This is a genomic window from Roseateles sp. 22389 (genome assembly GCF_052044995.1).
Taxonomy (GTDB): domain Bacteria; phylum Pseudomonadota; class Gammaproteobacteria; order Burkholderiales; family Burkholderiaceae_C; genus Roseateles.
The window spans coordinates 38345-51472 of sequence record NZ_JBQEOF010000009.1 but is presented as its reverse complement, the minus strand read 5'-3'; the positions used below and the strand labels follow the sequence as shown (position 1 = coordinate 51472).

Below are 13128 nucleotides of genomic sequence, written 5' to 3'. Positions count from 1 at the left end.
GTTGACAAGGAAAACGGCAGGCCGGAAGTGTGCCAGCACCGTGATAGCGTGGCCGCCCCAAGGAGGAAAAGCAATGCAACGACTGTTCACGACGCGCGCCGTCGCGGGCGCCGCGCTGGCGGCGATGGCGGCCGGCCCGCTGGCCCTCGGCGAGGCCCGCGCGGCCGCCGGATCCGCGGGGGCGTCCACCATGTCGCAGGTGCTGCTGTACCCGGGTGGCGCGCAGGTCGACCGCGCGCTGCGCGTGCCGGCCGGCGCGACCCAGGCGCGCTTCGCCTGCCTGCCCGCCAGCCTGGAGCGCGACGCGCTGCAAGTCCAGGCGCCGCCGGGCGTGAACCCCGGCGAGCTCAAGATCGAGCGCGCCCCGCGCGACTCGCTGCCGGAATGCCGCCAGCGCGATCCGCGGGTGCGTGAGATCGAGCAGCAGCGCGCCGCCGTGGAAGCGGAGATCGCCGGCGTCGACCTGGCGCTCGGCTACCTGAAGGGCCTCTCCGATCGCGAGGCGCGGCCCGGCGCCGCGCTCGGCGCCAGCCTGGACACGCTGCGTCGCAACGGACAGGAGCTGACCGCGCGGCGTCAGACGCTGAAGGATCGGCTGACCGATCTCGGCAACGATCTGGCGGCGGCGAAGGCCGTGGCGCCGACGGCATCGGCCCAGGTGTCGGTGGTGACGCTGCGGCTGTCGACGGCCGAGGCCGCCGATGTCGGCCTCTCCTATCGCGTCGCGGGCGCGGGCTGGCAGCCGCAATATCGCGCGCGCCTGGACACCGCGACCGGCGCGCTGGCGATCGAGCGCCTGGCGCAGATCGCGCAGACCAGCGGCGAGGACTGGACCGACGTGAAGCTCAAGCTCTCGACGGTGCGGCCGCGCGATGCCGTCGCGCTCGAGCCGCTGGTGCCGTGGACGCTGGCGGTCCAGCAGGAGGTCTTCGAGAAGATGACCCGTTCCCGGATGGCGATCGCACCGGTGGCGATGGCCGCACCGGCGCCGGCTGCGGATCTGCGTTCCGTCGAGGTGACCGGCTCGCGCGTCGCGGAGACGATCCGCTTCGATCCGAGCGTCTTCGAAGGGGAGTTCGGCGCCGAATACGACCTGCCGCAGCGCGTGACGCTGCGCGCGGACGGCGCGATGTCGACGGTCAGCCTGGGCCGCACGGCCGAGCAGGCCCGGGTGCTCGCCCGCGTGCAACCGCGGACCGAGGCGGCCGCCTACCTCGTCGCCGAGCTGCCGCGCCCGCAGGGCTCGTGGCCCGCAGGGCCGGTGCAGCTGTTCCGTGACAACGCGCTGATCGGCCAGGTGCCGCTGCAGTTCGGCGGCGAGACGACGTGGACGCTGCCCTTCGGTCTCGACGACCGGCTGCGCGTGCGCGTGGAGCCCGACAAGCGCGATGGCGCGAACGCCGGCTTCATCGGCGGGCGCCGCGAGGTCGTGGTGACGCGCCAATGGCAGGTCGAGAACCTGCGCGGCAAGCCGGTCACGTTGCAGGTGCTGGAGCCGGCGCCGGTGTCGGAGCACGAAGACATCCGCGTGCAGACGCAGTTCACGCCGCCGGTGACCAAGGCCGACTGGCGCGACCAGCGCGGGATCCAGATGTGGGAGCTGCCGCTCGCGCCTAACCAGACGCAGCGCTTCCAGGCGATCTACAAGGTCAGCGTGCCCAAGGACGCCAACGTCCCGAACCTGCCCTGAGGCCGCGTGCGGCCGGGCGGGCGGGACCGCGTCAGGTCCTGATCTCGCCCTGGCCCAGCACCACCCACTTCATCGAGGTCAGGCCCTCCAGACCCACCGGGCCGCGGGCGTGGAACTTGTCGGTGGAGATGCCGATCTCGGCGCCCAGGCCGTACTCGAAGCCGTCGGCGAAGCGCGTGCTGGCATTGACCATCACGCTGGCCGAATCGACCTCGCGCAGGAAGCGCATCGCGCTGAGGTGGTTGGTGGTGAGGATCGCGTCGGTGTGATGCGAGCCATGGCGGTTGATGTGCGCGATGGCCTCGTCCAGCGAGTCGACGATCTTGATGCTGATGACCGGCGCCAGGTATTCGGTGTCCCAGTCCTGCGGCGTGGCGGGCTTGAGCAGGTCGCGCGGCACCGCTTCCAGCAGCGCCAGCGCGCGCTCGCAGCCGCGCATCTCCACGCCCTTGGCCGTGAACACCATGCCGATGCGCGGCAGGAAGTCGGCCGCCTGCTTCGCATGGACCAGCAGCGACTCGGTCGCGTTGCATGGGCTGTACTTCTGCGTCTTGGCGTTGTCGACGACGGTCACCGCCAGGTCCAGGTCGACCTCGGCGTCGACGTAGCTGTGGCAGTTGCCGTCCAGGTGCTTGATCACCGGCACGCGGGCCTCGCGGCTGATGCGCTCGATCAGGCCCTTGCCGCCACGCGGGATGATCACGTCGACGAAGGCCGGCATCGCGATCAGCAGCCCGACCGCGGCGCGGTCGGTGGTGTTGACCAGCTGCACCGCCTCGCGCGGCAGGCCGGCTTCCTCGAGGCTGTCGGCCACCAGTGCCGCCAGCGCCAGGTTGCTGTGCAGCGCCTCGGAGCCACCGCGCAGGATGCAGGCGTTGCCGCTCTTGATGGCGAGCGACGCGGCCTCGATGGTCACGTTGGGGCGGCTCTCGTAGATCATGCCGAAGACGCCCAGCGGCACGCGCATCTGGCCGACGCTGATGCCGGTGGGGCGACGCTTCACGCCGGTGATCTCGCCGATCGGATCGGGCATCGCGGCGATCTGCTCGCAGCCCTCGGCGACGGTGGCGAGCACTTTCGGGGTCAGGCGCAGGCGGTCGACCATCGGCGCGTCCAGGCCGGCCTCGACGGCGGCGGACAGGTCGCGTTCGTTCGCGGCGGCCAGGGCCGGGCCGGCCTCGCGCAGGCGGCGGGCCAGCGCCAGCAGGGCGGTGTTCTTCGCGGCGGTCGGCGCGGCGGCCATCAGCGTCGCGGCCGCGCGGGCCGCCTCGCCGACGCCGGTCATGTAGGCGGTGAGGTCGGTCATGGACGGGGATTCTGACCGATGCCCCGCGGTCTCCACCGCCCTGGGGCCATCGCAAGCGGCCAGCCTAGCCTTCGCGAAGCTTCATCCCCTCTTCCCGCGAGGGGAAGAGGGCGTTGCCGAAGCCCGGTCAGGGCTTCGCGGCGGAGGACGGCATCGACGGCGCGGTCACGCCGACCGGCGCGCCCTGCGGATCGCGGATCTCCAGCGGCTTGCGGCCCAGCGCCTCCAGCTGCGGCAGCACCTTGGCCTTGTCGCCGACGGCCACGACGATCAGCGCCGCCGGGTCGACGTGGGTCCTGGTCGCCTGGTAGGCGCTGTTCGCGGTGACCGCGGCGAACTTGCGGGGCAGCGCGGTGATGCTGTCCGCCGGCATGCCGACCGCCCACTCGCTGGCGTAGCTCGACGCCACGACGCGGTTGGTGTCGAACAGGCCAGGCAGCGCCAGCAGCTGCGCGTTGCGCACCCGGTTCAGTTCCTCGGCGCCCATCGGCTTGGCGCGCATGCCCTCGATCTCCTTGAACATGTCGCTCAGCGCCGGACCGGTCACGTCGGTGCGGACGCTGCCGCGGATGCCGAACAGGCCGCTGTCGCGGTTCATCGTGTAGGCCGAATAGATGCCGTAGGTGTAGCCCTTGACCTCGCGCAGCTGCGTGTTGATCCGCGAGGTGAAGAGGCCGCCCATCGCGGCGTTCATGACCTTGATGTCCTCGGCGTCGGGCGTGCCGGCCTTCGGGCCCGGAGCCACGACGCTCAGCGCGGTCTGCGGCGCGCCCGGCTTGTCGACCAGCACGACCCGTGCGGCCACCGGCTGGGGCGCGGCGGTGTTCACCGTCGCCGCCGCGGTCGACGGGCGCGCCCAGCCGCCGAACAGGCGCTCGGCCAGCGCCTTGAGCTCGTCGGCCGAGATGTCGCCGGCCACCACCAGCGCGGCCTGGTCCGGCCGGTAGTGGGTGGACCAGAACTGGCGCAGCGCGGCCGCGTCGGTGGCCTTGATCGCCGTTTCATCGCCCAGCGAGGCCTTCGCCAGCGGATGGTCCTCGCCGTAGACCACCCGGTTGGCGACGATTGCGGCCACCGCCGGCGGCTGCTCGCGCTGCTGCTGCAGCGCGGCCAGGCGCTGGTTCTGCATGCGCGCGATCTCGGCCGCATCGAACGCCGGATGCAGCGCGACGTCCGCCATCAGCGCCAGCGTCTGCGGGAAATTGCGCTTGAGGCTGCTGGCTTCGATGCGGGCCTCGTCGCGGCCGGCGCCGCTGCTGATCGCGGCGCCCAGCGCGGCGGCCTCGTCGGCGATCTGCTGCGCGGTACGCGTCTGCGTGCCCTGCTGCAGCATGCCGGCGGTGAAGCTCGACAGGCCCGGCCGGTCCGCCGGATTGGCGGTCTGGCCCGCGCGCACGACCAGCGTCGCGCTCACCAGCGGCAGTCCCGGGTTGGGGATGTGGATCAGCGTCAGGCCGTTGGCCAGCGTCAGGCGCCGGCCCTCGGGCAGCACCGGCGCCTTGGCCTTGCCGCCCTTGGGTGGCGTCTTGCGCCAGGCGACGTCCGGGTTCATCGACTCGCGCTCGCCTTGGGCGGCCTTCGTGGGCGCCGGCGGCGTCGGCACCTCGGCGGCGAGCTTCTGCTCGCCCGGCGTGGCCAGCACGACGACCCGGGCGTTCTTCTTCAGCTGCTGCGCCACCACGTCGCGGACCTGCGCCGGGGTGATCGCCTGGTAGCGGGCCAGGTCCTTGCCGATGTAGTTCGGGTCGCCGGCCTGCTGGTTGTAGTAGTTGATCTGGTCGGCCAGGGCCTGGACCTTCTCCAGCCGCGACAGCGTGCCGGTCTCGATCGCGGCGCGGGCGCGGGCCATCTCCTCGGGCGTGGGCGGATTGGTGGCCAGCTCGGCGACGGCGTCGTCGACGATCTTCTGGATCTCGTCCAGCGACTTGCCCGGCCGCGCCACCACCTCGATCGAGAACACCGAGCCCAGCGACAGCGAGTACTGCTGCACCTGCACCGACTGCGCCAGCTGCTTGTCGTAGACCAGCGTCTTGTAGAGGCGGCTGGACTTGCCGCCGCCCAGCACGTGCGAGGCGATGTCCAGTTCCGCGTCGCCGGGCTGGAACACGGCGGGCGTGTGCCAGGCCACGTCCAGGCGCGAGAGCTCGATGCGGTCGGTCACCTCGATGCGCTTTTCCTCGGTCAGCCGGGGCTGCGCCACGTGCACCGGCGGCACCGGATCCCCGGCCTTGAGCGGGCCGAAGTACTTCTGCACCAGCCGCTTGGCCTGCGCCGGGTCGAAGTCGCCGGCCAGCACCAGCGTGGCGTTGTTGGGCCGGTAGTAGCTGCGGGCGAAGGCCTTCACGTCCTCCAGCTTGATCGACTGGATGTCCGCATGCGAGCCGATCACGGTGGCGCGGTACGGATGGCCCTCGGGGAACAGCGCCTGGTACAGCGCTTCCTCGACGATGCCGTAGGGCCGGTTCTCGACCGACTGGCGGCGCTCGTTGCGGACCACGTCCTGCTGGTTGGCCAGTGACACCGAATCGACCTCGTCGATCATGTAGCCCAGCATGTCCGACTTCAGCCACAGGCCCAATTCGAGCTGGTTGGACGGCAACGTGAAGAAGTAGTTCGTGCGGTCGAAGTCGGTTGTGCCGTTGGAATCGGTGCCGCCGGCGGCGTCGATGATCTTGTCGGCCTGGCCGCGCGGGATGTGCCGGGTGCCGGCGAACATCAGGTGCTCGAACAGGTGGGCGAAGCCGGTCTGGCCCTTGGCCTCGTTGCGGGGACCCGCATGCACCCACAGGTTGAAGGCCACCAGCGGCAGGCGGTGGTCCTCGACCAGGATCACCTCGAAGCCGTTGGGCAGCTTGACCTTCTCCAGCTTCACGTTGAGCGTGCCGCCGACGGTGGAGACGGCGCTGGTGCCGGCGGCGGCCGCCGGCGCGGCGACGGCCGCGTGAAGGCCGCCGAGCGCGGTCAGGACAGCCAGGGTGATGGCGGCGGGCGCCGCGGGCATGAATCGCATGGTGGGACGCTTCCCTTCAAGGTTGGTGCGGCGCACGCTATCCAAAGCGGGCGGCCCTCACAAGTGCCGGAACTCAGGCAGATCAAGGCGGGGCGAGGGTACCGCGCCCGCGTGGCCGACGGGCGTCAAGACCGCGTCGACGCGGCGTCGATAGGGCGTGGACATGGTGTCGACATGGCGTCGGCATGGCGTCGGCATGGCATGGAAGCCGCACCGATACGGCACCGCTTCGGCACCGAAGCGGCTCCGAGGCCGCCTCACAGCGGGCGCAGCATCCATTGCTGGTGCAGCGGCTGCGGCACCGCCCCCAGCGCCCGCAAGGCCGCGCCGCCGAGGTCGTCCCGCTGCAACTGCGGCACGCGCAGCCGGCGCCGCGGATGCACGGCGGCCAGCGCCTGGACCAGCGCGCGCGCGTCGGCCTCGCGCGGGGCGACCAGGCTGTGGACCATGACGGTCTCGTCGGGCAGGCTGAAGACGACCTGCGCGGTCGCGTCGCCGCCGGGCTCCTCTCCGTCGCCGGACGCCCCGACCTGCCAGGCGTGGTAGTCGACGCCATGGCGCAGCGTCGCCGCGGTCACCTGCAGCGGCAGCTCGGGCAGGCGTTGCTCCGCGGCTTCCAGCCAGGCGAGCGCGACCGGCATCTCCACCGCATGCGGCGCGGTCCGGCCTTCCGGCGGCGCCGTCGCGATCGTGCCGGGCTCGGCGGTGTAGCCGTCCAGCCGATGCCGCACGGTGAAGCCCCGGCCCTCGTAGAGCCGCCGCGCGCGCTCGTTCTGCGCGAAGACCTCCAGCTCCACCGCGCGCAGGCCGGCGGCGGCGGCGCGGGCGATGAGGTCGTCCAGCAGGGCTGGCGCGGCGCCGGTTCCGCGCGCGGCGGGCAGCGCGCCCATCGTGGCCAGGCGCCAGCGCCCGGCCAGCGGCCGTGGCGCGACGAACGCGAAGGCCAGCGCCGCGCCCGCCGGGTCGAGCGCCACGCGCGACAGCGCCAGGTCCACGCCCTGCCGCGCCAGGAACATCGGCCACTGCGCCGGCGGGATCTGGAACGGGCCGATCAGGTAATCGGAGAAGGCCGCGGTGAAGGCGGCATGCAGCGCCTGCGGGGCGATCTCGTCGCCGCGGACGAAGGCGAAACGCGGGGCGGAGGTGCTCGTCGGGTCGGAGGGCGATGCCGTCATGGGGCTCCTAACGATCGGTGGGAACGGCGATGGTGCCGCGCGCGGGCCGCGGCGCCGCTCGTCACGGCGCGCCGGCGCCGTCCAGCCAGGCGGGGATCGCCAGCCACAGCGGCGCGGTGAGCGCGAACAGCAGCGTGCCCACCACGATGGCGCCGGAGGCCTCGGCCTCGAGCGTGCGATAGCGCTGCGCGAACATCATCGCGTTCGATCCGGGCGGCAGCGCCGCCATCATGACGATCACGGCGAGCGGCATGCCCGACAGGCCGAAGCCCCAGTGCGCGATGCCCAGCACCAGCGCCGGCAGCACCAGCAGCTTGAGCACGGCCAGGCCCAGCAGCGAGCGGATCGCGCCGCGCGGCAGGCCGTAGTAGGCCAGCGACATCCCGATCAGCACCAGGCACAGCGGCACCACGGCGCTGCCCAGCATCTGCAGCACCTCGTCCAGCACGGTGGGCAGCGGGATGCCGGTGAGGTGCCAGGCGAAGCCGCACAGCACCGGCAGCACCACCGGGTGGATGACGGTGTTGCGGATCGTCGTGGCGACGGTGCGCCCGAGGCTGGCGCCGCCGGCGCTGTGGCGCGCCAGGTCCATCTCCACCAGCACGGTGGCGACGGTGAGCAGCGTCAGCGCGTGCAGGCTCACGACGGTGATGTGCACGGCCAGGCCGCTTTCGCCGAAGACGCCGGCCACCAGCGGCACGCCGACCTGCAGCGTGTTGCCGAAGCTGGCGGTGATGCTGCGCACCGCCGGGGCGGCGGGGCTGTCGGGATGGCGCTGGCGCTCGTAGAGGTAGACGGCCACCAGCATCAGCACCACCGGCGCGAAGAAGGCGGCGACGGTGAGCCAGGGCAGGGCGGAGAACTCCACCCGCGCGGTGGTGCGGAACATCAGCGCCGGGACGAACAGGTAGAACGCCAGGTTCGAGAGGATGCGGGCGGGATCGTTCTCGCCGCCGGCCTTGCCCAGCCAACGCATGTGTCCGACGAACCAGCCCATCCCCGCGGCGATGAAGATCGCCAGCAGCTTGTAGAACAGGACGGCAGTCATGGCCGGGAAGTATGCCCAAGCGCCCGCGCGCGCCGGGCGCCGCCCGCACAGTGGGCCGGGGCTAACGCAAGGGCCGTGTGGCCGTGAGGCCGGGGACCCGTGTAGCCGTGAGGCCGTGAGGCCGCGGACCGGGGGCGCGGGGGCAAGGGAGCGGGCGAGCGTCGGGGAAGCCGGGGGCTGGGCTACGAGGCCAGCGGCAGCTCGAGCGCGAAGCTGAAGCGGCTGCCCTCGTCCACCGAGGTCTGGACGGTGATCTCCCCGCCCATCAGGCGGACGAGCTGCTGGCTGATCGCCAGGCCCAGGCCGGTGCCGCCGGCGCGGCGCGAGAGGTCCGCCACCTGCTCGAAGGGCTGGAACAGCCGCTCCATCTGCTCGCGCGCCATGCCGATGCCGGTGTCGGAGACGGTGAAGCGCAGCATCAGGCTGCTCGGGCCCTGGGCCACGACGTCCACCGACAGCCCGATCCGGCCGTGGTCGGTGAACTTGACCGCGTTGGACAGCAGGTTCAGCAGCACCTGGCGCAGCCGCTGGCCGTCCGCGCGCACCCGCGTCGGCAGCTGCGCGTCGAGGTGGACGTCGAAGGCCAGGCCCTTCTCGGCGGCGCGCGGCCGCATCGATTCGCTGCAGATCTCGAGCAGCGCCCGCAGGTCCAGCGGGCTGAGCTGCAGGGTCAGCTTGCCGGCCTCGATGCTGGCGACGTCCAGCAGGTCGGTGATCAGCACCAGCAGGTGCTCGCCGGACTCGCGCATCAGGCGGATGCGTTGCTGCTGCGCCTCGCTGAGCGAGGCATCCATCTGCAGCAGCTGCGCGAAGCCGAGGATGGCGTTGAGCGGCGTGCGGAACTCGTGGCTCATCGTCGCCAGGAAGCGGCTCTTGGCCTGGTTCGCCGCCTCGGCGCGCTGCTTGGCCTGGGACAGCTCGACGGTGCGTTCGGTGACCAGTTCCTCGAGGTGGTCGCGATGCTGGGTGAGTTCCTGCTCCGCCAGCCGGCGCAGCGTGATGTCGCTGACCAGGCCCTCGATGCGCGGCGCGCCGTCGAGCACCAGGTGCAGGCTGAGCTCGACCCACAGGTCGCGTCCGTCGCGGGTGGTCACCAGCAGCGGCACCTGCTGCAGCAGCCGGTGGCGCTCCAGCGCGAGGGCCAGGCGCCGGTACTCGTCGCGCTCGATGCGCACCACGCGCCGCAGCGTGACGCCCTGCGCGTCCTCGGGCCGGCCCAGTCCCAGCATGTGGGCCAGCGCCTTGTTGACGCGCAGCAGCCGCCCATGGCCGTCGGCCTGGAAGATGCCTTCGGCCGCGTTCTCGAACAGGCTGCGGTAGCGCTGCTCGCTGCTGCGCAGGCCCTCGGCGAAGTCGCGCAGCTTGGCGCTCATCGCGTTGAGCTGGTCGGTCAGGTCGCCGATCTCGTCGGCATGCTCGGGCTGGATGTGGGCGCCGAGCTCGCCGCTGGCCACCCGCTGCGCCAGGCCGCGCAGGCGCGAGACCGGCCGCTCCACCAGGCGGCGCACCAGCACGTAGCTGGTCAGCGCGATCGCCGCCAGCACCGTGGCCAGCAGGCTGGCCACCAGCCGGCGCGTCTCACCCAGCGTCTGGTCGATGTAGCTGCGGGTGTAGACCAGCGTCGCGCGGCCGAGCGCCCCGGCCGCGCCCTGGGCGCCGGCGCGATGGCTGAGCTCGAATTCCAGCGTCAGCGGCCGCACCGGCGGCGTCTCGCGGGCGCGCTGCAGGGTTTCCAGGCCGGGCGCGGCCAGGGTGATGGACTGGACCTCGGGATCGGCCATCACCGCGTCCAGCAGCTCGGACAGCGCCGCGCTGTCCAGGTTCCAGACCGGCTCGGCGAAGCCGCGCGCCACCAGCTGCGCCATGCGCTGCTGGCGCTCGGTCAGCGCCTCGTTGAGTTCGTGCTCGTGGCGGTCGACCCAGTACAGACCGATCAAGCCCACCAGCACCGTCGCGCTCAGGCTCAGCGCGGCCACCAGCCGCGTCTGGATGCTCAGCGTCGATCGGCCCATGACCGCATGCCCTCTCCTGACTCGCACGTTGTTTGCGGCCGAGTGTCGCGCAAATGCGCGAGCGCGCCCGGCACGCAGGCACGAACCGGCCCCCAGGATTTCACGGGTTGCGATTTGAGGGCGCGCGAAAGGGGCGCCGCGGGCACTCGCGGCGCCTGGGCTGCGGCCGCCGCCGCGGATGCCACGGACGCCGCTAGGGCGCCGGCTCGAACTGCGGCGCGAGCTGCGCGGCGCTCCAGCGCCAGGGCAGCGCGCCCGGCCGGCGCAGGCCGGCGGTGACCCGCAGGCGCAGCCCGCGCGCGTCGTCCCGCCAGACGATCTCCGCATCCGCCGCCAGGTGGAGCAGCTCGCCGCCGGCGTAGTCCGGCACCAGCAGGCCGGCGCGCGGATGGCGCAGCAGGTTGCCCAGCGTCATGAAGAAGCGGTTGCCGGGGAAGTCGGGGATCAGCAGCTCGACGCCGCCATCCAGCCGCCGCTGCACCGCGACGAAGCCCGGCGGACCGCCGCGGTGCGACACGTCCACGCCCTCGGCGCGACCGTCGCCGGGCACAGGCGCCGAGGCGCTGGCGATGAAGAGGGTGTCGGCGGCCTCGATCAAGGCCAGCGCGCCGGCATCGAGCGCCGCGCCCAGCGGCTGCGCCAGCGCCGGCGGCGTGTCGTCCCAGCGCAGCGGGTCGCGCGCCTGGATGTACTTCGGGCAGTTGCCGAAGCTCTGCACGACGGCCACCTCGAGCCCGCCTTCCGACATCGCCGCGAGCCGGCCGTTCATCCGGTTGCGACGCCGGGTGTGCGGCTCCAGGCCCAGCAGGCCGACCGGCGCGCCCGGACCGCGCGCGCGCAGCGCGGCCAGCGCCGGGTCCTGTCCGTCGAGCGCCGTCGTGATCGTCATCGTCCGCGCGTCGGATGTCGCGACGAAACCCGGCGGGCCGGCCAGCATCGTCGCCCAGGGCTGCCCCGCGGCGTCGAGCGCGCCCAGCAGCATCGTCGGCAGCTTGCCGAAGAGCTCGCGATGCTGGTCCGGCATGTGGTCCCGGATCACCTGCGGGCCGATCTCGGCCATGCGCTCGCGCATGCCGACGCGCGCCTGCAGCGTCTGCTCGCCGGGGTGCCAGGACTTGTCCATGGGGAGCCTCCGGCGTCGTTCAGAGCTGGTTGGTGAGGGGGACGAAGCCGGGCAGCGCCTCGATGCGCGCGAGCCAGGCGCGCAGGCGCGGGTAGTCGCTCAGCGACACGCCGCCGATCGGCGCCTGCGAGGTGTAGCCGTAGAACGCGAGGTCGGCCAGCATCGGTCGGTCGGCCACGAGGAAGGCGGCGCGGGCGAGCCGGTCCTCGATGAGCGCGAAGAGCCGGTGCCCCAGCGCCAGCGAGGCCGGATCCACCGGCTGGCCGGTCAGCGCGCGGTAGCGCGGCGAGGCCGCGCCCGGACCGAGCAGGCTCACCGACAGGCTGAACCAGCGCTGCTGCCAGGCGGCCTCGACCGCGTCGCGGGGCAGCCAGCCGGCCTCCGGCGCGTAGCGGGTCGCGAGGTAGACCAGGATCGCGTTGCTCTCGGGCAGCACGAGCTCGCCGTCCTCCAGCACCGGCACCTGCGCCAGCGCGTTCAGCGCGAGGAAGGCCGGCTGGAGCTGGTCGCCGCGGCGCAGGTCGAGGTCGACCACCTCGTAAGGCAGGCCCAGCAGCGACAGCAGCAGCTCGACGCGGTGGCAATGGCCCGACGCGGCCAGACGGTGCAGGCGCAGCGGGGCGGCCGGGGCGCTCGCGGCGCCGGCGGTCGTGGCCATGGGTGTCGAAGCCCGAGAGCTTGCGGCGGGGGGAGAGGCGTTCATCGAGCGAGGCTCCATCGTGGATCAGCAAGGCCTCTACCGTATCCATTGCGGCGCGTGACCGGAATGGCCGGAGGAGATCATTGAGAATTGCAGCTGTCGAAATAATGAACGCCGTTCTGCCCGGACGGCGAATCGCCATGGACCACCTGGAACGCCTGCGCTGCTTCGTCGCCGTCGCCGACACGCAGAGCTTCGCCGGCGCAGCGCGCCGGCTGGGCTGCTCGGCGCCGGCGGCCACCCGCGCGATCGCGGCGCTGGAGCAGCGCCTGGGCGCGCAGCTGTTCCAGCGCAGCACGCGCTCGGTGCGGCTGACCGAGGCCGGCGAGCGCTTCCTGGTCGACTGCCGCCGCATCCTGGGCGACCTCGACGCGTCGGAAGCCGCCGTCGCCGGCGCGCAGGCCGAGCCGGCCGGGCTGCTGGCGCTGACCGCGCCGTCGATGTTCGGGCGCCTGCATGTCGCGCCGCTGGCGGCCGAGTTCCTCCAGCAGTACCCGCGGATGCGGATGAAGCTGCTGCTGGTCGACCGCGTCGTGTCCTTGCTGGACGAGGCCCAGGACCTGGCGGTGCGGATCGCCCACCTGCCGGACTCGGGGCTGACGGCGGTGCCGGTGGGCGCGATGCGGCGGGTGATCGTGGCGTCGCCGGACTACCTCGCCCGGGCCGGCGAGCCGCGGTCGCCGCGCGAGCTGGTGGGGCATCGCATCGTGGCCGGCTACTTCGACGGCCAGGGCATGACGCCCTGGCGCTTCCGCGAGGGATCGCAGGCGTTGACCCCGACGCTGATGGTCAACGACAGCGCGGCCGGCATCGCAGCGGCCGAGGCTGGCGTGGGGCTGGCGCGCTGCCAGGTCTACCAGGCGGCGGAGGCGGTGCGGGCGGGGCGGCTGCACATCGTGCTGGCGGACCATGAGATCCCCGCCGCGCCGGTGCACCTGGTGCACGCCGCCGGCCGGCGCGTGCCGGCGCCGCTGCGGCTGCTGATCGACCACATGGCCGCGCGGCTGCGCGACCAGCCGGTGCTGGCCGGCGAAGCTTTCCTGCGCTGAGGCGCCGCGGGGGCG

9 protein-coding genes are annotated in these 13128 nt (G+C 72.8%); 2 read left to right on the top strand and 7 right to left on the bottom strand.

Annotated elements, in window-relative coordinates:
* The first annotated feature begins 73 nt into the window (after window positions 1-73).
* Complete coding sequence (locus ACTJKJ_RS14000; protein ID WP_440820838.1) at window positions 74-1690, top strand: DUF4139 domain-containing protein; 1617 nt, start codon at window positions 74-76, stop codon at window positions 1688-1690.
* A 31-nt stretch (window positions 1691-1721) separates the two neighbouring features.
* On the opposite strand, the gene ACTJKJ_RS13995 is transcribed toward ACTJKJ_RS14000, so the two are convergent.
* The 7 genes from ACTJKJ_RS13995 to ACTJKJ_RS13965 form a co-directional block, all read right to left on the bottom strand.
* On the bottom strand, window positions 1722-2996 hold the full coding sequence (locus ACTJKJ_RS13995; RefSeq protein WP_343602271.1) for a glutamate-5-semialdehyde dehydrogenase: 1275 nt from the start codon (window positions 2994-2996) through the stop codon (window positions 1722-1724).
* 127 nt (window positions 2997-3123) lie between these two features.
* Window positions 3124-6006, bottom strand: coding sequence for a M16 family metallopeptidase (locus ACTJKJ_RS13990; RefSeq protein ID WP_297389807.1), 2883 nt, complete (start codon window positions 6004-6006; stop codon window positions 3124-3126).
* Between the two features lie 257 nt (window positions 6007-6263).
* A complete protein-coding gene (locus ACTJKJ_RS13985; RefSeq protein WP_297389810.1) occupies window positions 6264-7181 on the bottom strand; it encodes a GNAT family N-acetyltransferase in 918 nt (305 codons plus the stop codon).
* Window positions 7182-7242: 61 nt separating this feature from the next.
* Window positions 7243-8229 (bottom strand): AEC family transporter, encoded by a 987-nt coding sequence (locus tag ACTJKJ_RS13980; protein ID WP_440820837.1) that lies wholly within the window; start codon window positions 8227-8229, stop codon window positions 7243-7245.
* 182 nt (window positions 8230-8411) lie between these two features.
* On the bottom strand, window positions 8412-10241 hold the full coding sequence (locus ACTJKJ_RS13975) for an ATP-binding protein (protein WP_440820836.1): 1830 nt from the start codon (window positions 10239-10241) through the stop codon (window positions 8412-8414).
* Window positions 10242-10434: 193 nt separating this feature from the next.
* The gene (locus ACTJKJ_RS13970) at window positions 10435-11364 is read right to left on the bottom strand and encodes a pyridoxamine 5'-phosphate oxidase family protein (RefSeq protein ID WP_440820835.1); all 930 of its coding nucleotides are present in this window, start codon (window positions 11362-11364) and stop codon (window positions 10435-10437) included.
* Between the two features lie 19 nt (window positions 11365-11383).
* A complete protein-coding gene (locus ACTJKJ_RS13965) occupies window positions 11384-12022 on the bottom strand; it encodes a glutathione S-transferase family protein (protein WP_440820834.1) in 639 nt (212 codons plus the stop codon).
* A gap of 182 nt (window positions 12023-12204) precedes the next feature.
* Between ACTJKJ_RS13965 and ACTJKJ_RS13960 the strand changes: the two genes are divergently transcribed.
* Entirely contained in the window at window positions 12205-13113 is a 909-nt protein-coding gene (locus ACTJKJ_RS13960; protein ID WP_440820833.1) for a LysR substrate-binding domain-containing protein, read from the top strand.
* Window positions 13114-13128: the final 15 nt, after the last annotated feature.